Genomic DNA, 25060 nt, shown 5'->3' with positions numbered 1-25060 from the left:
GAAAGGCCCCGCCCGGGGCCTTTCCCCTGCCCCGGTATGGCACCGCATGGCTCCGCCGCCGCGCCCTTGGCCCCGCATCATGCGGGCCACGCCCGGGACGGCAACGAGGTCAGGCTCAGGGTCGTCTTCGCCACCGAACCGGCTAAGGAAAACGAGGTCCGCCGCCGGATCGAAAAGGCCCTGGCGGGCGGGTCCCTCCCTGGGCCAGGCGGAGTGAAAACGAACTGGACATTCGGCGAAAGCGGGCCCGCAGAGCTGAGCGAGGCGGAGCGGGAGCAGGCGAGGAGGATCGCCGCGAAAGCCCCGTCCCCCGAAGCCTAATACCCGTACGAGGAGGTGCGGTAGGCCGACAGCCCGAGGATGAGGAGCAGCCAGAATGCGCCGTAGCCGAGCAGGCACAGGTATCCCAGGATCAGCCCGGTAATGGACATGCCCTTGCCGGAGGGTTCGCGGCCGAGGGCCAGGTGGCCGGTGATGATCGCGGCGAGCTGTGGAATGAGGAACCACCCCAGCAGGACCGAGGAAATACCGCAGACCATGCTCGTGATGCTGAGGCCCTTGGGCTCGGCTGCCGGCATGCCGTAGTACGCGGGCTGGCCGTAAGGGTTGGGCTGGGCGTCGGTGCTCGGCGGACCGTAAGGGCTGCCCGGCTGGGCGTAGGGCGCACCATACTGTTCGGCAGGCTGGTTGTACGCGCCTGGGCCGGGCTGGCTGTACGCGCCTGCTCCGGGCTGGGTGCTCCCATACTGGCCTCCGCCGTACTGGTCCCCGCTCTTGCTCCAGTCATAAAGGGGCGGTGCGGGAATCTCCGGGCCCTGCGGCGGCACAAACTGCGGCGGCTCGTAGCCGGCCGGTGAATCGCCTGCTCCTTGGGCGCCGGACCCCTGGGAATCCGGGCGCGGCGTGGTGTGGTCACTCATGGTTTTCCCCGTTCGAAGTCTTCGCTTTCCAGCCTACCGCCGCGCCCCCTGCGGGCCTATCGTCCCAAATACGGCAGCACGTACACAGCGAAAACCACAAAGCCCACGAGGCACAGCAACCGGCCCATCCCCGCGGCAGCCTGCTGTTGGACATTCTCTTTCCGGCGTCCGTAGCCGCTGCGTGCCCCGCTGGCGACGGGCGGGAGTTGCCCGGAACCGCGCGGACCCGCCGGTGCCGCCGCTGGCCGCCGGGACGCATCCGGCCGGTAAGACACCTCGGGGCCGCGGGACGGATCGGTGCCCCGAGACGGATTGGGCCGCGGAGGCACGTCGGGCCGGCCGGTCGACGGCACCACACGATGGCTGGTCAATGACCTCAGGGCGAGGCTTTCCGCCTCCGGTTCCTGCGTGAGCTGCTGGCTGAGGTTCGCATGCAGGCCCACCACGGTCGCCTTGTCCAGCACCGCAGGCAGTGCCAGGACGGCCTCAACAACGCGTTCGGCACCGGTGACGGCGACGTCGGCATTCGTGATGGCGAAGAGGTCCGGCTGACCTGCCAGGCAGATCAAGGGGCGGACCAGGCGGCGATGCGGCGGCGTCAGGACCGAGGCGACGGCGGCGCACTGCGCCAACGCCCCTTCCACCGACTGCGTCCTGGCAAACCGGCCCTGCCACAGGACCCCGGCGGAAACGCGGACCTCCCCTGTCCAGTTTTTGGCATCCACAACCACCACGCCGCCGGGACCCACCAGTACGTGGTCGAGGGTGGCCCTGGGCCTGCCGGGCCAGTGCACGTCGTGGAGCAGGAACCAGCCGTGCGGGACGAGCAGACCGAGATGCTCGGCAACCATCCGCTCGCCGACAGCGCCTTCGTCCCAGGACTTGGTTGCACGCTCCGCCTGGTCCAGTTGGTGTTTAAGCCGCTGCACGCGCTCCGCTGCGAGCCTGGACTGCTCGGCCGCGCCGTCTCCTGCCCCCATGACCGGTCCCTTACTTTCCTGGCGGCGGTGCTGCCGCATGCGCGACGGCGGTGCTGCCGCCGTCGCGCTTTCCTTGCTGACTTTTCCGAACGTAACAGCGGCGGCGGGAGCCGGTATATAGGTACTTTGGGGCTGAGTACTCAGGTTTGACCACCTGTTTCATGACATTCCGCGTCACAGGGTCCGGAATTTGGACAGGGGCGTATTGCCGTCCGCCCGTGTCTGGCATGCTGGTCCCATGGCTAGCCGCGCGGGCACAGTTGCCCAACCCCAGGACCTTGTTGACATCACTGCGCTCCTCGACGCGTACTACGACATCTCGCCGGATCTGGGTGATCCCGGCCAGCGCGTAGCGTTCGGCACGTCGGGACACCGTGGATCCAGCCTCAAGGCGTCGTTCAACGAAAAACACATCGTTGCGATCACGCAGGCCATTGTGGAATACCGCGCCGGCCAGGGCATCACCGGCCCGCTGTTCCTGGCGAAAGACACCCACGCATTGAGCGAACCAGCGCAGAACTCCGCCTTGGAAGTGCTTGCCGCCAACGGCGTTAACGTGCTGGTTGACGCCCGCCACGGCTACACCCCCACACCTGCCCTCAGCCACGCCATCCTCACGTACAACAACAACCGCCAGCCCGGCTCTCCCGAGGCGGACGGCATTGTGGTCACGCCCAGCCACAACCCGCCGGGCGATGGCGGCTTCAAGTACAACCCGCCCCACGGCGGCCCCGCCGATTCCGACGCGACGGGCTGGATCGCCAACCGGGCCAACGAACTGCTCGAGAACGATCTCCGCGGCGTCAAGCGCATCCCCGTCGCCGAGGCCCTCGCGGCGGACAGCACCGGCAAGTTCGATTTCCTCAGCAGCTACGTTGACGATCTCCCGTCGGTCCTGAACCTGGACGCCATCCGCGAAGCCGGCGTCCGCATCGGCGCCGACCCCATGGGCGGCGCGTCCGTTGATTACTGGGGCGAGATCGGCGAGCGCCACCACCTGGACCTCACCGTGGTGAACCCCACCGTGGACCCGCAGTGGGCCTTTATGACCCTGGACTGGGACGAGAAGATCCGGATGGACTGCTCCTCACCCGCCGCGATGGCCTCGCTCATCAAGCGGATGTCCGACGGCGGCACTTCGGCCGCGTTCGACGTCGCCACCGGGAATGACGCCGACGCCGACCGCCACGGCATCGTGACCCCGGACGGTGGGCTGATGAACCCGAACCACTACCTCGCCGTCGCCATCGATTACCTCTACCGCAACCGCAGCGGCTGGAACCCGAACTCGGTGGTGGGCAAGACCCTGGTGTCGTCCTCGATCATCGACCGCGTGGCGGAGAGCCTGGGCCGCAAGCTGGTGGAGGTTCCCGTGGGCTTCAAGTGGTTTGTGCCGGGCCTGCTGTCCGGTGAAGGTGCGTTCGGCGGCGAGGAATCAGCCGGCGCGTCGTTCAACAAGCTGGACGGCAGCGTCTGGACCACCGACAAGGACGGCATCCTGCTGGCACTGCTGGCCTCGGAAATCACTGCGGTGACCGGCAAGTCCCCGTCGCAGCTGTACAAGGGCCTGACGGACCAGTTCGGCGCCCCCGTCTACGCGCGCATCGATGCAGCAGCCACGCGGGAGCAGAAGGCGGCACTCGGCAAGCTCTCGCCGTCGGACGTCACCGCGACGGAGCTGGCGGGCGAAACGATCACTGCGAAGCTGACAGAGGCGCCCGGCAACGGCGCACCCATCGGGGGCCTCAAGGTGGTCACGGAGAACGCCTGGTTCGCCGCGCGTCCGTCCGGCACGGAGGATGTCTACAAGATCTACGCCGAGTCCTTCAAGGGCGAGGAGCACCTCAAGCAGGTGCAGGCCGAAGCCAAGGCCCTCGTGGACAGCGTCATCGCCTGACCGCCTCATAGAGCCAAACGCTCTCTCACCTAACGCAATTAAAACACCATCGCTCTCTCACTTTCTTGAGGAAAGTGAGAGAGCGATGGTCGTTAATCTGCGTTAAGTGAGAGAGCGTTTCCCCAAAACACGCATTAAGTGAGAGAGGGTCAGACGGTGCGGACGACGTCCTCGTAGGTGAACTTGGGCTTGGCCGCGCCCCAGGCGCCTTCACCGGGCTGGCCGATGTTGACCACCAGGAAGCTCTTCTGCTCGCCGGCCGGGAAGAGCTGGGCATCGATGGCGCTGAAGTCGGCGCCGGTCATGGGGCCCGCGGCGAGGCCGAGGGACCGGACGGCAATGATGAAGTAGCCGGCCTGCAGGTGCGCGTTGTTGTTGCCGGTGGCTGCAGCCAGGTCCGGGGCGGCGTCGTACATGGCCTTCGGCGCGTTGTACTCGGGCAGGAAGGTGTCCCACTGCTCAGCCCAGGCGGTGTCGTAGCTGAGGACGGCAACCAGCGGAGCCGAGGCGGTCTTCGCCTTGTTGCCGTTGGAGAGGGCGTCAACAAGCTTGGCGCGGGCCTCGTCCGAACGGACATAGGTGACGCGCAGCGGCTGGGAGTTGAAAGCCGTGGGGCCGAACTTGGTGAGCTCGTAGATGGCGCGGGCCTGGTCCTCAGTCACCTCGCCGGTGAAGGAGTTGGCTGTGCGGGCTTCGGCAAAGATGGCATCGACGGCGGCCGAATCGATGACTGCTTCTTCGTGGGCAATAGTCATATGCGTACCTTTCGCTGGGCCCGCTCATCGGGGTGATGTGCCGGCGGTCTGCTTTCCATAGTTGCAACTTCAAGCGTTCCTGTCTTCTTCCCATGACGGCACGTGACGTCCGGCACAGCCGCGCGGCAGGCGGGGTGGCGCGGTATTCTTGCACCGGAAGATTCAGCCCCAGCGGCAACCCCCTTGAAAGGCCCCCGACCATGAGCATGCTCGGAATGAAATGGAAGCTGCACGGCACCGGCAGGTCGATCAAGCCCGGCCACGTGGTTGCTCCGGACGAGCGGCTGGCCTGGCCACTGACCATTGGCGTCGGCATGCAGCATGTCGTGGCCATGTTCGGCGCCACGTTCCTGGTCCCCATCATCACCGGGATGCCGCCGGCCACCACGCTGTTCTTTTCCGGCATCGGCACCCTGCTTTTCCTGGTCATCACCAAGGGCCGGGTGCCCAGCTACCTCGGCTCCAGCTTCGCCTTCATCGCGCCCATCATGGCGTCCCAGCAGCAGTTCGGCATCCCCGGAGCGCTGGGCGGGGTGCTGCTCGCCGGCGTCGCGCTGGCCCTGATCGGTGCGATCGTGCAGAAATTCGGCGCGGGCTGGATCAACCGGCTGATGCCGCCGATTGTCACCGGCGCGATCGTGGCCCTGATCGGCCTGAACCTGGCCCCCGCGGCGAAAATGAACTTCGCCGCCGCCCCCATCACGGCAGTGGTCACCCTGGCCACCATCATCCTGGTCAGCGTCCTGTTCCGCGGGATCCTTGGCCGGCTGAGCATCCTGGTGGGCGTGGCGGTGGGCTACCTGGTGGCCATGCTGCGCGGCGAGGTGAGCTACGACAAAATGGACGCCGCCGCATGGATCGGCCTCCCCCACTTCCAAACACCCGAATTCCATGTCGGCGTGCTCGGTCTCTTTGTTCCGGTGGTCCTGGTCCTCGTGGCTGAGAACATCGGGCATGTGAAGTCAGTGGCGGCGATGACCGGCCAGAACCTCGACGACGTCTCCGGACGTGCGCTGATGGCCGACGGCATCGCCACGGTACTCGCAGGTGCAGGCGGTGGTTCCGGCACCACCACCTATGCGGAAAACATCGGCGTCATGGCGGCCACCAAGGTGTACTCGACGGCGGCCTACTGGGTTGCCGGGACCTTCGCGATCGTGCTGAGCTTCTCACCGAAGTTCGGAGAACTGATTGCCACCGTCCCCCCGGGCGTGCTCGGCGGTGCGGCCACCATGCTGTACGGCATGATCGGCATTCTCGGCGTGAAGATCTGGGTGCAGAACAAGGTGAACTTCGCCAACCCGGTAAACCTGACCACCGCCGCCGTCGCCCTGATCATTGGCATCGCGGACTACACCTGGACCATCGGGGAGCTGACCTTCACCGGCATCGCGCTGGGCTCTGCCGCCGCCCTGGTGATCTACCACGGCATGAAAGCCATTGCGAGGGCCCGGGGCACGGTGGCAGAACCGGAAACTGAGCTGGCCGGCCTTCCGCCGGCGGCGAAGGCCGCCCTCAATGCCGCAGCGAAACGTGGACCGAAGAAACGCTGATCACGCGGCGTGGCTGCCCCCGATCAAGGGCCCGGGTGAGCTTCCAAAGCCAAACACCGGCCCTGGCTCGGGCCGCTTGGCGGTCAGCGCCTCCACAGCCGGGTGCCTCAGCTGTCTGATCACCCATGGGACCAGATATTCCCGGGCCCAGATCAGATCCTCGGACCTTGCCGCCTTCCAGTTACGCGGCAGCGGCGGCTTGGGTACCAAGGGCACCAGCGTGTGCGGGACGCCGAGGGCCGTCAAGACTGCCGTGGCGATGGTGTGGTGCCCGAGGGGTGAGAAGTGCAGCCGGTCACGATCCCACATGCCGGGGCTTGAGAGTTCGCGCAGGAACCACAGATCAACCATCACCGCGTCGTGATGGGCGGCCACGGTGTGCAGGTTCTCATTGAGGATGGCCACTTTGCCACGGATCTGGTTGAAGACCGGAGTGGCACCCCAGTCCGGCCCGGCGAACATGACCACGGTGGCGCCGGACCGGGTCAACTGGTCCACCCCGGCGTCGATCTTTTCTGCCAGTCGGTCCGGATCGCTGCGCCGGAAAACAATGTCGTTGCCGCCTGCGGAGAGCGTCACGAGGTCGGGCTTCAGTGCGAGTGCCGGCCCGAGCTGCTGGTCAAGGATCTGCTGCACCAGCAGCCCTCGGACGGCGAGGTTGGCGTAGGCGAAACCAGGCTGGTTGGCGCTGAGCTCCTCGGCCACACGGTCAGCCCAGCCGCGCAGGCCGCCGTCGCTGCGGGGGTCAGGGTCACCGATCCCTTCCGTGAAGGAATCGCCCAGGGCCACCAGCCGGTGCCAAGGGTGAAGTGCTGGCTCTGCGGGGGCGCTTGTGGCTGCCTTCTCCTGCTTCCAGGCGTTCATGCCGTACTCCCTGTTTTGTAGGGTCCTTCGTCCAGCGCCGGTGTTTCGACCGCGATAAGGCCGAAGTCAGCGTTGTCCTGGCGGGGTACCGCCGTTTCGGGGCGTGAGGCCGCCACGATATTCAGGGCCGTCTGGCGCAGCCCTTGGCTGGTATGCCTTGCGACGGTCCGGAGGTACTGCATAGCCGCTTCATGGCCGAGTCCGTAGTCGGACATGAGGATGCCGACGGCCAGGTCCATCAGGACTGCGGAACTCTGGGCTACTGCCAGTTGCGCAGCGACTTCGGCCCGCGCAGCCACCCGCACCACCAAGCGCAGGGACCTCGCGACCTGCCGGGCATACCGGCGCGCCAGGACGATGTCTTCGCTGCTGAAGGTATGGGGTGTGGCGGCATAGAGGCTTAGGGCCGCATGCCATCCTGCCGCAGACACAATCGGGATGGACAGCAGCGACCTGACCCCGTGGTCTGCGGCAGCGTTGGCGTAGCCTGGCCACCGGCGGTCGCGGGCCGTATCTGCCAGGTGAACAAAATCTCCGGTGCGCAGCGATTCCAGCACGGGTCCGTCGGCGAACGAACACTGTTCTTCGTCTGCGGCCCTGGCCGCAGCGCTGCCGGCGGCGGCTGTCCGGGCCGCCCCGAGACGGAAGAACGTGACAGCCCAACTGATTGAGCGGACGTCGCCGTCCAGGCTACGCATGAACTCGCCGGTGACCGAAGCAAGGAAGTCCTCAACGTCCGTGCTCTCGAACACCACATCCTGGGGGTCGGGAAGGGATTCCCAACCCGGCACCCTTGGAGTCTCCGCGGCCATGTTCCACGCCTAGGATCGATACGCGCGGCCCACTGCAAAACCTGTTACTAGGATACGTCCGGAGTTGGTTTCGCGGGTGCGGTTCTGCGAGACCAATATGCGGCGTCTATAGCCGGGGGTGGCACAAAAGTGCCACCCGGGGCTCACCCGGGCGGCACTTTTGCTGCGTCACTGGCGCCGGGGCTAAACCTGGCGGCACCTCGGGTCAGCCGGCGTCGAAACTTTCGTCTTCGTCGTTCGGGGACTTTTCCTTCGGCAGGTCATTGCCGCTGCCGTCCGGCAGGCCGGCCGCGTCGTTTTCCGATTCCGAGGAGAAAGGCTCCGAGCCCTGTGAATCCGCGTTTGACTCGTCGATTTCGGCCTCTGCGGACGGTACGGCCGCGTCCCGCGGCACGGGCGGCTCACCCGGTTCGAACCCAGGATCGTTCGAGTCGACTTCGGCATGGTGCTGCTCGTCGGTGCCGCCGAACCGGCCAGCTCCGGGCTCACCGGCACTGTCCTTGTCCTCCTCGTCGAAGTGACTGAGGTTGGGCGTGCCCGTGGCGAACGTTTCGCCGTCGGGGCTGTCCTGGTTCAGGCCGGCGGCGTCGAAGTCCTCTTCGTCCCGGGGCTGCGCGAACTGCTTGTTGTCAGCTCCGCCCATCTCCTGCTCTGCGGTTGGCGAGCCGTATCCGCCCACTTCCTCTTCCGGTTCCGTGCGCTGGTTTTCCTGACTCATGGTTCCTCCTGTTGTGGATGTGGAATGAATCTGACGGGCAAGTATTAGAGACCCTTGCCGCCGGTGACCGGCAGCACCGCTCCGGAGATGTAGGACCCCTGTTCAGATGCCAGCAGCACATAGGCCGCTGCGAGCTCTGCCGGCTGGCCGGCCCGCTGAAGTGGAGTGTCCTGGCCGAACGTGGGGAGCTTGTCCGGCCACTCGGTTGCCGGAATCAGCGGGGTCCAGATGGGCCCGGGTGCCACGGCGTTGACGCGGATCCCCTTGGGTCCCAACTCCTGGGCAAGCGCCTTGGTGAACGCCACCTGGGCGGCCTTGGTCATGGCGTAGTCAATCAGCCCCGGGGACGGGTTGAAGGCCTGGATGGAGGCCGTTGTAATGATCGATGAGCCTGCTTTGAGATGGGGTACCGCGGCCCGCGCTGTCCAGAGCAGCGAGTAGAGATTGGTCCGGAACACCCTGTCGAATTCTTCGGTGGGGAGGCTCTCGAAGCTGTCCCGGTTCTTCTGGTAGGCCGCGTTCAGCACCACCACGTCGAGCCCGCCGAACTCGGCCACCGCGTCCTCCACGATCCGGGTGCTGAAATCCTCTTCCCGTCCGTCGCCGGCCAGCAACAGCGCGCGCTGGCCCGCCTTGCGGATCCATTCGGCGGTGTCCTGGGCGTCTTCCTCTTCCTCCGGGAGGTAGGAAATTGCGACGTCGGCCCCCTCGCGGGCGAAGGCAATGGCCGCAGCCTTTCCAATCCCGGAGTCTCCCCCGGTGATGAGGGCTGCTTTGCCTTGGAGGGCGCCATGACCCTCGTAGCTGAGTTCGCCATGATCCGGTTTGGGATCCATGGGCGCCGTGAGCCCCGGCTGCTCCTGCTCCTGCCTTGGGAAGCCGCCGGAATGGTAGCTGCCCCGGGGATCTGCGGGCGGTTCTGTCTGCTTCTGCTTATCGCTCATAGTCCACCTCTTCACTGAATCGGTTTTCGAAGGGCGCATGCTGCACCAGCCCTTCGAAACTATCCCGCCTGGCGGACCAAGTCCACCGTTCGACACAAACCATAAGTAACCTTAGCAATTGTTGATCTTGGCGCAACTTCGGCCTAGCTTGGGAGCAAATGGCTTGGGAGCTGACGGCTCGGCGGCGATGGCCGGGGGCGAGGAGGAGTAATGTCCGGTGTGGAGGACGTCAGCGGCAAGTCGGGCCGGAACGAAACCCGGGAAGAGCAGCTCGACCGGAACTGGGCCGAACTGCTGCAGGAACTCCGTGTCCTGCAGACCGGGGTGCAGATTCTGGCAGGCTTCCTGCTGACCCTTCCCTTCCAGCAACGCTTCGAGGAACTGGACGACTTTCAGGTCACCCTCTACCTCGTCAACGTTGTCATCGCCACCCTCACCACCGCCTGCATCCTGCTTCCGGTGAGCGTCCACCGCCGGCTGTTCCGCCAGCGCCTTAAAGAGATGCTGGTGTCAAGCGCCGACACCATCACGAAACTGGCCCTGGCCGGGGTTGGCATGCTCAGCGTCGGAACCGCGGCACTCGTTTTTGATGTGACTGCCGGCCGCTCCGCGGGCCTGACCGCCGGCGGCATTCTGCTGGCGGTCCTCCTGGTCCTGCTGATCTATGTCCCCCTGCGGCTGAACCGCCGCGCCGAGGGACGGTAAGCCGGCCAGGTTGAATCAGGGGCGATAACCGCCCGACCCCGCCGACTGCGGCGGAAGAGACCTTCAAACAAAGGAGCAAACATGCGCAAGTGGGCCAAAGAACATGGGCTGCTGCTCGCGAACGCCGGACTGTTCCTGGCGTTTTTCGGCGGAATGATCCTTTCCGGCGCAGCGGCGTACAGCGAGGATCAGGCGGCCCACGGTCAGCCGGGCGTCACCGTGCTGGAGTACCTGTCCACGGGCGATTTTGTGGAAGCCACGTTCGAAAACTGGGAATCCGAGTTCCTGCAGATGGCCATGTACGTGATCCTGACGGTCTTCCTTTTCCAGAAGGGCTCCTCCGAATCCAAGCCCATGGGTAAGACCGCCCCGCAGGACCAGGACCCGCGCGATGCCACCATCAAGGACTCAACGCCCTGGCCGGTGAAGCACGGGGGATTTGTGCTGAAGCTCTACGAGCACTCGCTCTCCATCCTCCTGCTGCTGCTGTTTCTTGCCTCGTTCAGCCTGCATGCGGCGGGCGGGGCCGCGGCGTACAGCGATGAGCAGCAAAGCCATGGCCAGCCCGGTGTCACCATGCTGCAGTACCTGGGCACCAGCCGGTTCTGGTTCGAGTCCTTCCAAAACTGGCAAAGTGAATTCCTGGCGGTGGCCGTTTTGGTGGGCGCCTCCGTTTACCTCCGGGAGAAGGGCTCGCCGGAGTCCAAGCCGGTGGCCGAGCCGCACTACGAAACGGGCGCCTGATGGCGAAGCGGCCGCGACGAAGGGCCCGGGTCTCAGGCGCCTTCCAGGACCTGGCTGGTTGCCCACGCCAGGTACTTTGCGGCGTTGGCGACGGCGTCTTCGGGGCTGGCTGCCACATCGAGCAGCTGCGCGGCGGCTACCACGCCGTGGCCGGCCAGGTCCTCGGGCGTGACCAGGATCCGGCCCGCCACCACAATGACGGGGATGCCCCGTTCGCGGGCGGCATCGGCGAGCGCGATGGGGGCCTTCCCGGTCAGCGATTGCGAGTCCAGGGACCCTTCGCCGGTGATCACGAGGTCTGCGTTGTCGAGCTGGGCCGAGAGTCCGGTGAGCCCTGCCACTAGCGCAAACCCGCCCTCCAGCCGGGCGCTGCTGAAGGCAAGGAACGACGCCGGGAAGCCGCCGGCTGCCCCGGCCCCGGGGAGGTTGACGTCCCGGCCGGTCGCTTCACGCAGCACGGACGCCCAGTTGCGGAGGCCGGCGTCGAGCAGTTCCACAGCTTCGCCGTCGGCTCCCTTCTGGGGACCAAACACATGGGCGGCGCCGGTGGGGCCGAACAGCGGGTTCTGGACGTCCACGGCGATCCGGAATGAAACGGAGGACAGCCGCGGATCCAGTCCGGAGGTATCAAGGGCCACCACGTCCGCAAGCGATCCGCCGCCCAACGGGACCACGTTTCCCGCGCTGTCCAGCGGCTTGAGGCCCAGTGCGCGCAGGGCGCCGCTGCCGCCGTCGGTCATGGCCGAGCCGCCAAGGCCGAGCACAATCTCGGTGGCGCCGGCGTCGAGGGCCGCGGCGATCAGCTGCCCGCAGCCATAGCTGTGGGCCCGCAGCGCGTTGGCCGCGGTGGGCTCCATCTGCGCGAGGCCCGAGGCCTGCGCGGTTTCGATGACTGCGACAGCGCCGCCGTCGGTATTCTTACGGATGGCCCAGGCCGCGCCGACGGGCTTAAGGATGGGCCCGACGACGGCGTTGAGCCGCTCCTCGTAGCCGGCGGAAACGGCTGCCTCCAGGGTTCCCTCGCCGCCGTCGGCAATGGGAAACTGGTTGGCAACGGCCTCCGGATAGACGCGCAGCGCCCCTTCCGCGATGGCGGCGGCGGCCTCGGCTGCGGTGAGGGAACCCTTGAACTTGTCCGGAGCGATGAGAATGCGCATGCGCTCCATCATGCCAGTCCGGCATGGGAAAGCGCTTGCCTAATCCGCTATGCGGACAGTTCCTTTTGGGCGGGCGCCTTGCCCTTAAGGACGGCGAAGTAGCCGGGGATTCTGCTGTCCCCGTCAGCATCCATCAGCGGATTGGTTTCGATGGTGGCGGCGCCGTCTTCCACGAGCGTCCACCGGTCCGTTGGCATCACCACGGCCAGCTCGTCAGGGCCGAAGTGGCCGGGCATGGGCAGCTTACGGATGGCCAGTTCCAGCGGCGCCGGGATCCTCCGAAGCGAGGCACCCAGGTGCGAAACGTATTCCACCGGGTTTCCGCGAAAGTTCGTCTCCGCCAGGAACACCCGGCCGCGCTCGCCCACCAACAGCCGGAGATTTTCCATCAGGGCAGCCTGATCGGCCGTATCCAGGACATGGAGCACCCCCCGGATGAAGACATTGGCGTCCGTCGGTCCCGCCAGTCCGGCACCCGCTCCCGGCAGCGTCATGTCGCATGCCACAAAGCTGACGTTGTTCACCCCTGCCGACGTGGCCCGCGCGCGGGCCACGGCATGATCAGCCACGTCCACGCCGATCACCTGCGGCGAAAATGCCGCCAGGGCGCGGCTGAAGGCACCATGGCCGCAGCCCACATCAACCACGGGCAGGTCCGGATCGAAGTGCCGCGCAAGAATGTCCCGGTAGCCCCGCAACTCATTGTCAGAGCCGGAATCCCAGAGCACTTCACTCCTGGTCCCGGTGCAGACGATTCCTGCCCAGTACTTATCCCAGGCAACGGCCCGGTCCTTGGGGGCGGAGCGGGACAGCCGGATGAGCTTGGGCAGGATCAAGTACTTCCGCCAGGCGGAGCGCATCGGTTTCGAGGGGGAGGGCACCGTTCAAATATAGGACCCTGAACGCCCTGCGCCTGCGCCGGCAAGCATGGCGGAGTTCAGGCGACGGCCTGCTGGTCCTTCAGCAGCCAGGCCGTGGCCTCTTCCCTGGACGTGAAAAACCGGGTGGGGCAGGGCAGCTTGTTGATGCCCAGGATGAAGTTTGCCAGCACTTTGTCCACGGGCGATGCCCCCAACAGCGCGATCCGGGACGCCTGGCACGGCTTGCCGAAAACCGCACGGGCACCGCGGCTGACCTGCGCCGTCGTGGCCATGTCCACCAGCATGGGATAGCGGAGGGCGCCGCACAGTTCATTCACGCCGCGCATTGCAGCTTCGGCGTCGGCCTGGGAGATGGACACCGCGCGGGGCCACTTCAGTTGGATGACACCCTGCCCATCCAACGTCAGATCCGCCTTCACACCTTCAGCAGGCTGATTCGTCACGATTACCCTCCGCGCATCCTAATAAGGGCCAGCTGTGCCCCGTCACCCTACAATGTACTCATTCAGGACTGAACAGTGCTCAACCACATCGAGGGGGACGGGTTGCCAACGGACACACCACACGTAGCAACCGTGCCCTACCTGGCCGTAGTCGCGGACCCGGATTCCGGGCGTCGGCAATTCATCACGGCAGCGCTGGAGGCGGCCGGCTTCACGGTCCGCGCTGCCGGGAATGCCTCTCGCCTGTCGGCGATCCTGGACGACGCCGAGCCCTCCGTCCTGGTCCTGGACAGTTCCCTGTCCGATATCGACGTTTCAGCTCCTGTGCTGGCGCTCGTGGACCTGGACAGTCCGTCCGAGGTCAAGGCCGTGGAGCATGCCGGCGTGCGGGACTGCATCGCCAAACCACCTGCGGCCAAGGAGCTGATCCACCGGGCCACCGCACTTATCAACCTGGTCTCCCGCCGCGCAGAGACGCGGCATGAAGCCGAGACGCTGCGCGAAAGGCTGCGTCAGGTTTCGGCGGCCCTTCGCGGAACCAACGACCCGCAGCAGATCGCCGACTTTGTGGTGACGGGTTTCGGTGAGACCTTTGGCGCCGACCGGGTCTGCCTGGCCACGTTCGAGGACGACAGAGTGCCGCTGATCACTGCCCAATGGCACCGGCGCGGGCTGGAGCCCCTGCCTGCGGAGTTGTTCGCGGCTGCGGAGGAGGCCCGCTCGGCAGCGGATCTGCTCTGGTCGCGGGCAGAGCCCCTGACAGCGACCGGGGCCTTCGTACAGGGCGGCACCGATAGTGTCGGGCTTCCGGCCGAGCTGGCCGCCCTCAACGCGGCAGCATACGTTGCCGTCCCGATGGGCGACGGCAGTTCGTCCCTGGGCATCATCTGGATAGCGCTGCTGGACTCCCCCAGGGAATGGTCGCGCGCAGAGCTCGGCCTCATCCAGCACGTGGCCGGCAACGCGGCACACGGACTGATCCAGAGCCACCTGATCACCAGTCAGCAGCAGGTGGTCAAGCAGCTCCGGGAGCTGGACAAAGCCAAGACCGACTTCCTGGCCACCGTCAACCACGAACTCCGCACCCCGCTGACCTCGATCATGGCGTACCTGGACATGATCCAGGAAAACACCTCAGATCCGGTGTCCACCGACGTCCACCACATGCTGGACATTGTGGTCCGGAATACGGAGCGGCTCCGCCTCCTGATCGAGGACATGCTGAGCGTTTCCCGCAACGGCCACGAGCTCAGCCCGCTGCAGCTGACGCCTGTCCGGCTGGCCCGGACACTGAAGATTGTCACCGCCGCGCTCACTCCGCTGGCGAAACTGCAGAACGTCAGCATGGTTCTGGCCCCCAACGCCGAAGACCTCGACATCATGGCCGACGAAGTCCAGCTGCAGCAGGTTTTTACCAACCTGGTTTCCAACGCCATCAAGTTCACCCCGGGCGGAGGACGGATCGACGTCAGCAGCGTCTTCGAGAACGACGCCGACGGCACCTGCTGGGCAACGGTCAGGGTCGCAGATACCGGGATGGGGATCTCCGACGATGAGCTGGCCCACGTCTTCACCCGCTTTTACCGGGCCTCCAACGCCATGTCCGGGGCGGTGCCCGGCACCGGTCTGGGGCTTGCCATCACGCAGGACATCGTGGACCGCCACGGCGGCCGCATTGAGGTGGCGTCCCAGCTGGGCCTGGGCACCACTGTCACAGTGAAGCTCCCACTCGATACCCATTCGCCACAGAACCCCTGAACCGCAGCACCCCTGAACCGCAGAACACTGATCCCCGGAGAGGAGGTCCCCTTGTTCGCCGACGATGACCCCAGGCTGTCCCAACTTTTGGAGGGTATTGTCCGGCTTGCCTCCGGCGACCTCCAGTCCCGGATAGACGTCTCGCCCGCCCGCGACGAACTCGACGCCATCATCATGGGCACCAACCTCCTGGCCGAGGACCTGCAGATCATATACGAGGAACTCGAACAGCGCGTAGAGGACCGCACCCAGCTCCTCCACGAGGCACACCGCGAAATGCAGAAGATGGCCATGGAGGACCCCCTTACCGGCCTTGCCAACCGGTCGGCACTCCTTGCCGCGCTGAAGTCCGCCCAGGACCACCAGGGCGCCGGCCAGCCGGTGATCCTGCTCCTTGACCTGGATGCGTTCAAGTCCATCAACGACAGCCTGGGCCACGCCGCCGGAGACAAGGTGCTCACGACCGTCGCAACGCGCATCCGCAGCGCCGTCCGTCAAACTGACGTTGTCGCGCGGCTGGGCGGAGATGAGTTCGCCATTGTTATGCCTGCGACTGGCGCCGACCAGGCCGCCGTCGTCGGTCAGCGCGTCCTGGCCTCCCTCAAGGAACCGATCGAACTGCCGGACAGGACCATCCGCTGCGGGGCGAGCATCGGACTCAGCGTCGGCGAACCGGGCCGGTCGCCGGACGACCTGCTCATGGAGGCTGACGTTGCCATGTACGCTTCGAAGGCCGAGGGCCAGAACCGGCTCCATGTGTTCGAACCCGGCCTCCTTCTTGTCCGCAGGCTCCGCAGCCAACTCCTCGATGACCTCCGGACCGCGGTCAAGGGCGAAGGGCTGGTGATCCATTACCAGCCCGTGATTGAGCTGGACACGGGCAGGATTGAAGGCGTGGAAGCTCTGGTCCGCTGGCAGCACCCCACCCGGGGGCTCATCATGCCGGATGAGTTCATCCCCCTCGCTGAAGACGCCGGACTGATCTCCGAGCTTGGCCTCTGGGTCCTTACGACGGCGGTGCACCAGCTCCGTCAATGGGTTGACGATGCGCTGGTGGACAGTTCGTTCTCCGTACGGATCAACATCTCCGCCACCGACCTGCAAAGCCTGCGGTTCATCGAGGACGTCCGCGGCGTGCTCCGCGAAACAGCCGTCCGGCCGGAGCAGGTTGTCCTCGAGCTGACGGAAGTTGCGATCGTCAGGGGCAACGACCTGGACCGGTACTCGCTGGGCGGTCTGCGGGGCCTCGGTGTGGGAATCGAGATCGATGACTTCGGGACGGGCTACTCCTCCATCAGCTACCTGCGCCGCCTCCCTGTGGACCGCGTCAAGGTTGACCGGTCGCTGATCGAAGGCCTGGGTACTGATCCGAGCCAACCCGCCCTGGTGGCTGCCGTCCTGCAGTTGGTGCGGGCCTGCGGGCTGGAAGCTGTCTGGGAGGGGGTAGAAACTGCGGAGCAGGCTGAGCACCTCCGCAACCTGGGCTGCCTCAGTGCGCAGGGATACTACTTCAGTAAACCTGTTCCGCCCGAACAGATCCCGGGGCTCCTGGCCGGAAGTTCGGCGCAAAGTAATAGCGCTTAATCGTTGGGGGGCTGCGCTTTTGGCATGTCCCGATATACGATCTACTTGCGGTATCCGATTCTTCGCGGTAGGGAGATCGGCCTAATCAGAAGTATCGAATTCTGGAAAGTGCCAGGAAATTTGAAAACTAAACGGCCACCGGGCCATTACTTCGTCAACTGGGGGCGTCGCTAATGACAGTGCGCGTGCAAGCATGGGGAGTTATCGCTGCGGTTTTGGCGGATCCGGATCCTGCGGGGGCGGCCATCCGCCAGCGCCTCAGCGATCGCTTGGGCGAAAACCCCGGCGTACCGGAACGGGCCCTGCTGGAATACCTGCTGGAGCGCCGGCAGCTTGATGCCGCCCGGGAGGGGAGCGCGGACACGGCCCGCGCCCTTCAGCCCCTGGGTGCCGTGCCACCGCATCTTGCTGAGCGGCTTGATTCGCTGCGGAGCCTCTCCAGGATCAGCGCCTTGCTGGAGCACCAGATGCTGATGACCGCTTTCCAGCCTATTTACGGGCTGGACTCCAAGAGTGTGGTGGGCGTTGAGGCCCTGTCCCGCTTTGTGAGTGACGACGGCGCCGGTGCGGAACTCTGGTTTGCCGAAGCTGCCTCGGTTGGCCTGGGCGCCAATCTGGAATTCTCAGCGCTCGGTTCTGCAGCGCTGGCCGCCGCGAATCTCCCTGAACACCTTTATGTTGCCATGAACATCTCGCCGGCCTCGTGCCTCGACCCGCGCCTGCCGGAATTGTTTGACCACATTGAGTTGCCTATCGAGCGAATTGTCTTGGAATTGACGGACGGAATTCCTGACGAGCAATACTCGCATTTCATTGCCGCAATTACTCCGCTGCGGGAACGAGGGCTGAGAATTGCCATCGATGACTCCCATTCCAGCGCGGGCACGCTGAGCCGGATGCTCCACTTGCGCCCCGACTTCATCAAGCTGGGACGAAGCGTCATCAGCGGCGTGGACCAGGACCCGACACAGCATGCCGTTGCCTCCTGCATGGTGGAGTTTGCCACGCAGATCGGAAGCGTCGTGGTGGCGGAAGGCGTCGAAACCGCCGAGGAACTTGCGGCCCTGACCGAGTTGGGTTTCAGCGCCGGGCAGGGCTACCTGCTCGGCAGGCCCTCTGTGCGGCCGATGGACTGGGCCGTCTGGAATGCTCCCCTCGACCCGGACGAGCTCCGGCCCCTCGCCGCGGATTCCGGCCGTTCATTCCCAGGCACAGGCGGCGCTGACCGGCACTAACCGGCCGCGCCGCCGGTGGATGGACGCGCTATTCGTCGCGGCCCTGGTCCCCGCTCATTTGGTCTTCCATGGGCGGGGTTTCGCCGGGCGGTACTCCCCCGCCCGGCTCGAGGCCGGTGATGTTGCCCTCCGCGGGGTCCGGGTTAGCCGAGCCGGCGGAGTCTTTGTCCGCAGAATCCCTGGCGTGGACGGACGGCTTCGCTGACTCTGCAGAATCGTCTTCCGGATAGTTGCTCATGTTGCCGGTTTCCTTCCTCGGGTCGGCTGCGGCTTCTCCTCAGCTCTGGACTAATTGTAAGCATGCTGATAATTCTGGACGATAAGTTCCGGCGCGACTTGAAGAGCTTTGCCGGAGCCCAACGTCAAGGAGGAGCGGTCAGATGGGCATAGGAGACAGCATCAGCAAGGCAGCGGAAAACGCCATGGAGGACCTGGCTGGCACGTCTAAGCCGACCGATGGCACAGACGTTCCGGAGCCCACGGATCCCAACAGCGACGTCGAGGTGCACTCATCCATCAGTGAGGGGTCCAATGCCATGGAAGCGGAAAAGGAGAAGGCGCCTGCCCTGAAGCCTGGCTCCGCCACCGGGCCGGTGTCCGCCAACCCTGCGCAGCCGGAAGACGGCAACAGCGGCAGCTGACACTTTGGGGCCGGGGCCCGGCATTGCCCCACACCTCAGCTGCCGGGCCACTCGCCCCGTTCCAGGAGCACCTGCCTCAGCAGGTCTGCCCGGTCCGTCATGATCCCGTCCACGCCAAGGTCCAGCAGGCGGTGCATCTCGGCGGGATCATTGATGGTCCACACGTGGACCGCGAGGCCGAGGGCGTGCGCGCGGCGGACAAAACCGGGCGTGACCACACGGATCGCCCCCTGCCGCACCGGCACCTGCAACGCCTGAACGTCACGCAACGGGCTCCGGAGCACAAAGCGCAGCAAAGGGACCGGAAGAACAGGGCCGAGTAGGACAAACAGTCCGTTTGTCACCACCCCGGCCGAGGACGCAACCGGCCGGCTGAGCAGCTTCAGTACCGCACGGCGTCGGCGGTCTGAAAAGCTGGCCACCAGGACGCGGTCATGCGCGCCGTGGCGTTCGATGCCTGCGGCCAGGGTGTGAACAGAGCCCCAGTCCTTGATGTCCAGGTTCACCCGCACTTCGGGGAACGCCGTAAGGAGCTCGTCGAACAGCGGCACCGGTTCGAACCCGCCGATCCTGGCGGCTGCGACGTCGGCGGCAGTCAGATCGGAGATCCGGCCGCGGCCGTCCGTGACCCGGTCCAGGGTGTCGTCGTGGAAGAGCAGCAGCACGCCGTCGGAGGTGGTGTGGACGTCGGTTTCGACGTACCGGCAGCCGAGCTCCACTGCGGCACGGAAGGCAGCCATCGAGTTTTCCAGCCCCTCCCGGGAGAAACCGCGGTGGGCCATGGCGATGGGACGCGGCGGGAGCGAGGCATCCCCGGAAGAGTCAAAGTACCGCTCAGTCACGCTGCGAGCGTACCGGAAGCTGCCCGCTATGCCTCCTGCGGCACGATCTCCACGCCGTCGCTGCAATGAAGCATCGTACGCCCCAGCCCGCCGTCGAGATTCACCCACACAGACGTGTAGTCCGAGGTGATGGCGTCCACGAGCCCGCCGGTTTCGTAACCGGGAGTGAGGAGGACGCGCACACGGTCGCCCTCTTTGAGCACCTTCCAGTGCGCAGCCGGCTCCGCCGGGCGCACTGCCGCTTCGGACCTGCGTTGGTTGCCGTTCCTTGCCATGACGTTCCCCTCAAGCCGTGGATGCTTGTCCACCCCAACGTTAGGGGAAGAAAGTTAACGCGAGGTGAGCGGTAGCTGTGAAAAAGGACTATGCCACCCGGTCAGGCACGCCCTACCCCGAGCCGCGCGAGCCTGGCCTCGAGAATCTGGGCCACGCCGTCGTCGTCGAAGTGCGGTGCCTGCTGCCCGGCGGCGCGGATGGCGTCCGGGTGGCCGCTCGCCATTCCGTAGCCGTTGCCTGCCCAGCGCAGCATCTCGACGTCGTTGGGCATGTCGCCGAAAGCCACCACGTCCGCGGCATCGATCGAGAGGGACCTGGCGTATGCGGCCAGGGTGACTGCCTTGTTGACGCCGGGAAGGCACAGTTCCAGCATGGCCACGCTGGGGGCGGAGTGCGTTGCGTACGCAAGATGCGCGACGGCGGGGCGGACCTCAGCGAGGAAGTCGTCCGGAGTGCCCTCCCTGACGATCGCAAGGAACTTCACGACGGCGTCATCCGCGGTGAGCGTTTCCGCCAGCGGGGCAGGGGTGAATTCGGCCAGCAACTCGCTGGAGCCGTTCTCGATAAAGCCCGGCTCCAGGTGGAACCCGGTCAGGGTCTCCGCAGCGAACAGCGAAGCGGGCCGGAGGGCCTTGATGATCCGGCGCGCCTCCCGGACGGCATCAATGCTCAGCGTCTGCGCGGAGACCAGCCGGTCCGTCTCGAGGTCCCACACCACGGCGCCGTTGGAGCAGATCACCGTGCCGGTGTGGCCCAGCTGCTCCTGCAGCGGGTGCAGCCAGCGCGGCGGCCGGCCAGTAACAAAAACCAGTTCGACGCCGGCCTCCCGGCAGGCGTGGAAGGCGCGGACGGTGCGGTCACTAATTTTTCCGTCGTGCCCCAGAATAGTTCCGTCAATATCACTTGCTACGAGCCGCATCCTCCCAGTCTACGTGGATCCATTGGGGGCCTTGCCGTTCAGGGGAGGGCCCCCGGGAGAGGGTCGCCGTTGTGGGCGGCCAGCAAGTAGCGGGTGAACCACCCGGCAGCCAGCTTCGCCGCCTGCGCGAGCGTTCCAGGTTCTTCGAAGAGGTGGGTGGCACCCGGAACGACCTCAAGGCGGGTCAGCCCCCGCATGTTGTTCATCGCCGCGCGGTTCAGGGCCAGGACCTGGGTATCGGCGCCTCCGACGATCAGGAGGGTGGGGGCGCGGACGGCAGCAAGCCGCGGGCCCGCCAAATCTGGCCGTCCGCCCCTGGAGACGATCGCGCCCACCTGGCTGCCGGCGTCGGCTGCGGCCCGGAGCGCGGCGGCGGCGCCAGTGCTTGCCCCGTAGTAGCCGACGCGCATTGAGGTGCCGTATTGACTCGCCAGCCACTGGGTTGCCGCGGTTAGCCGTTGGGCCAGCAACGGGATGTCGAACACGTTTCCGCGGTCCGCTTCCTCCGCCGGAGTCAGCAGGTCCAGCAAGAGGGTGCCCAGGCCTGCGTCTTGGAGGATGGAGGCAACATACCTGTTGCGGGGGCTGTGCCGGCTGCTGCCGCTTCCATGGGCGAAAACGACAACCGCTTCGCAGTGTCCGGGCAGGTGCAGGTCTCCCTGAAGCATCAGGGCGGCGGCCGGGATCTGCACCGCTTGGTCAACCGCTGCGCCCTGCCCTCCGACGACTCTGCTGGAATCGTCGCTGGTGGAATCGCTGGCGGAATCGCGCTGTGCAAGGGCGTCCAGCAGGTGCACCACCTCCTCGTCTGACGTGGGTGAGAAGTCACGGTAATACTGACCGACTGCCTGGAAGTCACGGGCGGAAATGAGGGAGACAACCTCATTCGGTTCAGTCATGGTGTCCAGCAGGTGTGCCGGGGCCACCGGGACGGCGAGAATTATCGTGGCCGCGCCGAGCTGCCGTGCCACTTGGCAGGCAACCCTGGCCGTTGATCCCGTGGCCATGCCGTCGTCGACAATGAGGGCAGTCTTCCCGGTCAGGTCCGGTCGCGGCCGTGCCCGGCGGTACCTTTCCACCCGGGACTTCAGAAGTGCTCGCGCCTCCCGTTCCACGGTCCGCAGATCGTCTTCCGTTATCCCTGCGAGCGAGATGACGCGCTTGTCCAGTACGCGCGCGTTTCCTTCCCCAATGGCTCCCATCGCCACCTCCGGCCGGAACGGGACGCCGAGTTTGCGGACCACAATGACGTCCAGCGGCGCGTTGAGCGCTTTCGCAACCTCAGCTGCCACCGGAACACCGCCGCGGGGCAGCCCCAGAATGATCACGTCCGCCCCCCGGAAACGGCTCAGCTGCTGCCCCAGCCGCCGGCCGGCGTCGACCCTGTCACGAAACTTATTCATCGCGGCAGGATGAAGTGGCCCTCATCGCTGTTGCGGGGGCGCAGTTGGGTGGTTCCTGGCGTCATGCTCCCATCCGACGCCCTGCAGGGTGGCGTGGCAAGGGTAGAAAGTCCCCCGGGAAAGCGACGTACCGCGACGGTCTTTGACGCTGTGCGACGCCGTATTGAGCCTTCGCTACGCCCGGTGACCGCCCGTGTCCGGAACCGTTGTGGCGCATCAGGCCCGTCCGTAATCTCTTCTCAACACCCCCGCCAGCAAAGGAAAACCCCATGAGCGCACCCTCGGACAAGAGTCCACAGAACCAGCAAGGATCCACCCGCATCGTTGCCGGGCAGTCAGCCACTCCCAAGCGGCCGCTTGGGCTGAAGATCGGCGTCGCGGCCGGTATCCTCGCCCTGGTGGGCGGCGGCGTGGCCGTGGCCTCGGCGTTCTCCGGCAACAACGCCGCTGCACCCGCCGCATCAGCGGAAGCTCCTGCGGGCAATCCCGCGGCCGAGCTGAAGCTGGGCTACTTCGGGAACGTCACCCATGCCCCTGCCCTGGTGGGTGTCAGCAAGGGTTACATCGCCGGCGAACTGGGTGACACGAAGCTGACCACCCAGGTGTTCAACGCCGGCCCCGCCGCCATCGAAGCGCTGAATGCCGGCGCCATCGACGCCACGTACATCGGCCCGAACCCGGCCATCAACTCGTTCGTCAAGAGCGGCGGCGAATCGATCAACATCATCGCCGGTGCTGCCGCCGGCGGCGCCCAACTGGTGGTCAAGCCGGAGATCAACTCCGCAGCCGACCTCAAGGGCAAAACCCTGGCTTCCCCGCAGCTCGGCGGCACGCAGGATGTTGCCCTGCGCGCCTGGCTCACCGCTCAGGGCTACAAGACCAACGTTGACGGCAGCGGCGACGTCGCCATCAACCCCACCGAGAACGCCCAGACTTTGAAGTTGTTCCAGGACGGAAAGCTCGACGGCGCGTGGCTGCCTGAGCCTTGGGCGTCCCGTTTGGTACTGACCGCCGGCGCCAAGGTTCTGGTGGATGAAAAGGACCTCTGGGACGGCTCGCTCTCCGGCAAGCCGGGCGAGTTCCCCACCACCATCCTGATCGTGAGCAAGAAGTTCGCCGCTGATCACCCGCACACCGTGAAGGCCCTCTTGCGGGGCCACGTTAAGTCAGTCGAGTGGCTGAACGGTGCGGCGGCCGGCGAGAAGGCAACAGTCATCAACGCCGCGCTGAAGGAAGCTGCCGGCGCAGAGCTGAAGGCGGACGTGATTGACCGATCGCTGAAGAACATCGTGTTCACCGTTGACCCGCTGGCCGGAACCTACCAGAAGCTCCTGGCCGACGGCGTGACTGCGGGAACCACCAAGCAGGCGGACATCAACGGCATCTTTGACCTGACCGCGCTCAACAGCGTGTCGGGTGAGAAGACCTCAGCTGCGGGGCTGGGCAAGGAATAGTTTCTCGTCCGACACCCAGGCGTCGCTGAGTTACTGCTGCTGCCGCTTCACCATCTCGGTGATCCAGACGGGTGCGAACGGTGAGGTGCAGTTCGGCGGCGTCGGGTAGTCCTTCAGCACCCCGAGCCGCTCCCCGATGTCCAGGGCGCGGGCACGGTGCTCGGCGTGCTCAATGCCGATCTGGGCCAGGCAGTGGTTCATCGCCCACTGCAGGCGGTCCGGCGCAGCCTGCATCTCAGCCTCGATGACGTCGAGCAGCCACGGGAGGTCCAGGCCCTCCGGCTTCTTCGCCACGCGTTCTGTGGTCAGGGCCCAGCCGGCACTCGCCACCACCGGATCAGGATCGAAGAACCAGGCCACGCGGAGCTCCTCGGCGTGCGGGCTCTTTTTCACCACATAGTTGACTAGCCAGTCTTGGACTTTGGGCGTGCGAGCCTCGTGCAGCATGGCGTCCAGCTCCGCGCGCCCGAACGCCTTGGGGCGGCAGATCAGCAGCGCCAACAGCCGGGCGGCCGTGCCTCCGGTTTTCCACAGTTCGAGGGCAAGCTCCTGCTGGGTCTTCAGCCGTTTGGCTACCGCCCGCAGCTTGCTGAGGTTCACTCCGTGATCGTCGCCGTTCCGGGCATTCACTTCACGGGCCCGGGGATCATCGAGCGCTGCCAACTCGGCCAACAGCTCGTTGAGCGTCGTCCCGGCCATCGCCGTCGTCTGGGCCACCTGAGTCTCCTGTCCATCGTCCGTATGGGATGCAGATTCAGCCTACCCATCGATGCGCGCAATTATCGAGTATCCATAACCGCTGTGAAAGACTGGCGGCATGTCGGTCCCTGCAGCATTTGAAAACGAGAGCCTCTCGGAAAAGGTCAAACGGACCATCGTGGACCGGGTCGTTGATGGCACCTACCCTCCCGGCATGCGCCTCGTGGAGTTGCAGCTCGCCAAGGAGTTCGGCGTCAGCCAGGCACCGGTCCGCGAAGCCCTGCGGGAGCTGTCCTCCACCAGGCTGGTCGAAAACATCCCCCGCCGCGGAACCTTTGTCCGGTCCGCTTCCCAGGATGATCTGGCTGAAGTCTATTTTGTCCGCCTCGCCCTGGAGGGAGCCGCGGCCGCCGCCGCCTATCCCGCCTTGCACGCCGACTCCTCACCGCTGGACCAGGCGCTGAGCGGCATGCGCGAAGCCGCGCTGGCGAAGGATGCCCACGGCATCGCCAAATACAGCACGGCCTTCCACCGCGCCGTCATTGTGGCCACCGGGAACCGGCTTCTGATAGAAATCTGGGACTCGCTCCATGTTGAGGCCCGGACCATGGCCACCGTGGTCCGCGGCCACGTGGATCTTCACGCGGCCGCGGAAGCTCATGTCCCGATCCTGGAAGCCTTCCAGACGGGCACGCCGGAACTCTGCACCAAGCTTGTCATCAAGCACCAGCACGAGTACTCCATCCTCCCCCAGGAATAACGCCGCACGCGGGCACAACCTGAAGCCCCCTTCAAAATTATCGATAATCGCTTGTGATCTGAATCACTCGCGTGTATAGTCTTTCTTATCAATTATCGATAATCGATCAAAGGAGA

At 65.7% G+C, this 25060-nt stretch carries 27 protein-coding genes; 11 read left to right on the top strand and 16 right to left on the bottom strand.

What is annotated here, in order from left to right; genetic code table 11:
• Positions 1 to 36: 36 nt before the first annotated feature.
• Complete coding sequence (locus AC1MCD_RS01035; protein ID WP_498675044.1) at positions 37 to 321, top strand: hypothetical protein; 285 nt, start codon at positions 37 to 39, stop codon at positions 319 to 321.
• On the opposite strand, the gene AC1MCD_RS01030 is transcribed toward AC1MCD_RS01035, so the two are convergent.
• The gene (locus AC1MCD_RS01030) at positions 318 to 920 is read right to left on the bottom strand and encodes a DUF4190 domain-containing protein (RefSeq protein ID WP_498675042.1); all 603 of its coding nucleotides are present in this window, start codon (positions 918 to 920) and stop codon (positions 318 to 320) included. The genes AC1MCD_RS01035 and AC1MCD_RS01030 overlap by 4 nt on opposite strands.
• Before the next feature lie 56 nt (positions 921 to 976).
• Positions 977 to 1900, bottom strand: a complete 924-nt coding sequence (locus AC1MCD_RS01025; RefSeq protein ID WP_498675040.1) for a nuclease-related domain-containing protein — start codon at positions 1898 to 1900, stop codon at positions 977 to 979.
• A gap of 238 nt (positions 1901 to 2138) precedes the next feature.
• On the opposite strand from AC1MCD_RS01025, the gene pgm reads away from it, so the two are divergent.
• Entirely contained in the window at positions 2139 to 3797 is a 1659-nt protein-coding gene (gene pgm / locus AC1MCD_RS01020) for a phosphoglucomutase (alpha-D-glucose-1,6-bisphosphate-dependent) (protein WP_498675037.1), read from the top strand.
• A gap of 149 nt (positions 3798 to 3946) precedes the next feature.
• Here the strand turns inward: pgm and AC1MCD_RS01015 are convergent, their stop codons facing one another.
• The gene (locus AC1MCD_RS01015; RefSeq protein WP_498675035.1) at positions 3947 to 4552 is read right to left on the bottom strand and encodes a malonic semialdehyde reductase; all 606 of its coding nucleotides are present in this window, start codon (positions 4550 to 4552) and stop codon (positions 3947 to 3949) included.
• A 200-nt stretch (positions 4553 to 4752) separates the two neighbouring features.
• Between AC1MCD_RS01015 and AC1MCD_RS01010 the strand changes: the two genes are divergently transcribed.
• Positions 4753 to 6105 carry a uracil-xanthine permease family protein gene (locus tag AC1MCD_RS01010; RefSeq protein WP_498675033.1) on the top strand — a complete coding sequence of 451 codons (1353 nt, stop codon included), beginning with the start codon at positions 4753 to 4755 and terminating at the stop codon, positions 6103 to 6105.
• On the opposite strand, the gene AC1MCD_RS01005 is transcribed toward AC1MCD_RS01010, so the two are convergent.
• From AC1MCD_RS01005 to AC1MCD_RS00990, 4 genes are all read right to left on the bottom strand, one after another.
• On the bottom strand, positions 6106 to 6969 hold the full coding sequence (locus AC1MCD_RS01005) for an SGNH/GDSL hydrolase family protein (protein WP_498675030.1): 864 nt from the start codon (positions 6967 to 6969) through the stop codon (positions 6106 to 6108).
• Positions 6966 to 7781: a GAF domain-containing protein gene (locus AC1MCD_RS01000; protein ID WP_498675027.1), complete on the bottom strand. Its 816-nt coding sequence runs from the start codon at positions 7779 to 7781 to the stop codon at positions 6966 to 6968. The genes AC1MCD_RS01005 and AC1MCD_RS01000 overlap by 4 nt, the downstream gene beginning before the upstream one ends.
• A gap of 205 nt (positions 7782 to 7986) precedes the next feature.
• The gene (locus AC1MCD_RS00995) at positions 7987 to 8499 is read right to left on the bottom strand and encodes a hypothetical protein (RefSeq protein ID WP_498675026.1); all 513 of its coding nucleotides are present in this window, start codon (positions 8497 to 8499) and stop codon (positions 7987 to 7989) included.
• A 44-nt stretch (positions 8500 to 8543) separates the two neighbouring features.
• Positions 8544 to 9443 carry an SDR family oxidoreductase gene (locus AC1MCD_RS00990; protein ID WP_498675024.1) on the bottom strand — a complete coding sequence of 300 codons (900 nt, stop codon included), beginning with the start codon at positions 9441 to 9443 and terminating at the stop codon, positions 8544 to 8546.
• 210 nt (positions 9444 to 9653) lie between these two features.
• On the opposite strand from AC1MCD_RS00990, the gene AC1MCD_RS00985 reads away from it, so the two are divergent.
• Both AC1MCD_RS00985 and AC1MCD_RS00980 read left to right on the top strand, forming a co-directional pair.
• Entirely contained in the window at positions 9654 to 10148 is a 495-nt protein-coding gene (locus tag AC1MCD_RS00985) for a DUF6328 family protein (RefSeq protein ID WP_498675022.1), read from the top strand.
• Between the two features lie 81 nt (positions 10149 to 10229).
• Entirely contained in the window at positions 10230 to 10892 is a 663-nt protein-coding gene (locus tag AC1MCD_RS00980) for a DUF6766 family protein (protein ID WP_498675021.1), read from the top strand.
• A gap of 32 nt (positions 10893 to 10924) precedes the next feature.
• On the opposite strand, the gene AC1MCD_RS00975 is transcribed toward AC1MCD_RS00980, so the two are convergent.
• From AC1MCD_RS00975 to AC1MCD_RS00965, 3 genes are all read right to left on the bottom strand, one after another.
• Entirely contained in the window at positions 10925 to 12049 is a 1125-nt protein-coding gene (locus AC1MCD_RS00975) for a glycerate kinase (RefSeq protein ID WP_498675020.1), read from the bottom strand.
• Positions 12050 to 12096: 47 nt separating this feature from the next.
• Positions 12097 to 12909: a class I SAM-dependent methyltransferase gene (locus AC1MCD_RS00970; protein WP_498678459.1), complete on the bottom strand. Its 813-nt coding sequence runs from the start codon at positions 12907 to 12909 to the stop codon at positions 12097 to 12099.
• 77 nt (positions 12910 to 12986) lie between these two features.
• Positions 12987 to 13373: a DUF7793 family protein gene (locus AC1MCD_RS00965; protein WP_498675018.1), complete on the bottom strand. Its 387-nt coding sequence runs from the start codon at positions 13371 to 13373 to the stop codon at positions 12987 to 12989.
• A gap of 75 nt (positions 13374 to 13448) precedes the next feature.
• On the opposite strand from AC1MCD_RS00965, the gene AC1MCD_RS00960 reads away from it, so the two are divergent.
• The 3 genes from AC1MCD_RS00960 to AC1MCD_RS00950 all read left to right on the top strand — a co-directional run bounded on the left by AC1MCD_RS00960 (position 13449) and on the right by AC1MCD_RS00950 (position 17950).
• Entirely contained in the window at positions 13449 to 15131 is a 1683-nt protein-coding gene (locus AC1MCD_RS00960; protein WP_498675017.1) for a sensor histidine kinase, read from the top strand.
• A 51-nt stretch (positions 15132 to 15182) separates the two neighbouring features.
• On the top strand, positions 15183 to 16715 hold the full coding sequence (locus AC1MCD_RS00955; RefSeq protein WP_498675015.1) for a putative bifunctional diguanylate cyclase/phosphodiesterase: 1533 nt from the start codon (positions 15183 to 15185) through the stop codon (positions 16713 to 16715).
• A 185-nt stretch (positions 16716 to 16900) separates the two neighbouring features.
• The gene (locus tag AC1MCD_RS00950; RefSeq protein ID WP_498675012.1) at positions 16901 to 17950 is read left to right on the top strand and encodes an EAL domain-containing protein; all 1050 of its coding nucleotides are present in this window, start codon (positions 16901 to 16903) and stop codon (positions 17948 to 17950) included.
• A 28-nt stretch (positions 17951 to 17978) separates the two neighbouring features.
• Here AC1MCD_RS00950 and AC1MCD_RS00945 read toward each other — a convergent pair whose 3' ends face one another.
• Positions 17979 to 18188, bottom strand: a complete 210-nt coding sequence (locus AC1MCD_RS00945; protein WP_498675010.1) for a DUF6480 family protein — start codon at positions 18186 to 18188, stop codon at positions 17979 to 17981.
• 142 nt (positions 18189 to 18330) lie between these two features.
• On the opposite strand from AC1MCD_RS00945, the gene AC1MCD_RS00940 reads away from it, so the two are divergent.
• Positions 18331 to 18591, top strand: a complete 261-nt coding sequence (locus tag AC1MCD_RS00940; RefSeq protein ID WP_498675009.1) for a hypothetical protein — start codon at positions 18331 to 18333, stop codon at positions 18589 to 18591.
• Positions 18592 to 18626: 35 nt separating this feature from the next.
• Here AC1MCD_RS00940 and AC1MCD_RS00935 read toward each other — a convergent pair whose 3' ends face one another.
• From AC1MCD_RS00935 to AC1MCD_RS00920, 4 genes are all read right to left on the bottom strand, one after another.
• On the bottom strand, positions 18627 to 19373 hold the full coding sequence (locus AC1MCD_RS00935; protein WP_498678458.1) for a glycerophosphodiester phosphodiesterase family protein: 747 nt from the start codon (positions 19371 to 19373) through the stop codon (positions 18627 to 18629).
• Between the two features lie 86 nt (positions 19374 to 19459).
• Positions 19460 to 19708 (bottom strand): hypothetical protein, encoded by a 249-nt coding sequence (locus tag AC1MCD_RS00930; protein WP_498675007.1) that lies wholly within the window; start codon positions 19706 to 19708, stop codon positions 19460 to 19462.
• Positions 19709 to 19809: 101 nt separating this feature from the next.
• On the bottom strand, positions 19810 to 20628 hold the full coding sequence (locus tag AC1MCD_RS00925) for an HAD family hydrolase (protein ID WP_498675005.1): 819 nt from the start codon (positions 20626 to 20628) through the stop codon (positions 19810 to 19812).
• Positions 20629 to 20666: 38 nt separating this feature from the next.
• On the bottom strand, positions 20667 to 22031 hold the full coding sequence (locus tag AC1MCD_RS00920) for a phosphoribosyltransferase family protein (protein ID WP_498675003.1): 1365 nt from the start codon (positions 22029 to 22031) through the stop codon (positions 20667 to 20669).
• 269 nt (positions 22032 to 22300) lie between these two features.
• On the opposite strand from AC1MCD_RS00920, the gene AC1MCD_RS00915 reads away from it, so the two are divergent.
• Positions 22301 to 23485: an ABC transporter substrate-binding protein gene (locus AC1MCD_RS00915; RefSeq protein ID WP_498675002.1), complete on the top strand. Its 1185-nt coding sequence runs from the start codon at positions 22301 to 22303 to the stop codon at positions 23483 to 23485.
• Positions 23486 to 23515: 30 nt separating this feature from the next.
• Here the strand turns inward: AC1MCD_RS00915 and AC1MCD_RS00910 are convergent, their stop codons facing one another.
• On the bottom strand, positions 23516 to 24184 hold the full coding sequence (locus AC1MCD_RS00910; RefSeq protein ID WP_498678457.1) for a DNA alkylation repair protein: 669 nt from the start codon (positions 24182 to 24184) through the stop codon (positions 23516 to 23518).
• A 118-nt stretch (positions 24185 to 24302) separates the two neighbouring features.
• On the opposite strand from AC1MCD_RS00910, the gene AC1MCD_RS00905 reads away from it, so the two are divergent.
• The gene (locus tag AC1MCD_RS00905) at positions 24303 to 24944 is read left to right on the top strand and encodes a GntR family transcriptional regulator (RefSeq protein WP_498674999.1); all 642 of its coding nucleotides are present in this window, start codon (positions 24303 to 24305) and stop codon (positions 24942 to 24944) included.
• The last annotated feature ends 116 nt before the right edge of the window (positions 24945 to 25060 follow it).

The organism is Arthrobacter sp. BF1 (assembly GCF_056680215.1).
The sequence above is the reverse complement of the archived record's forward strand: the minus strand, read 5'-3'. Positions and strand labels throughout refer to the sequence as shown.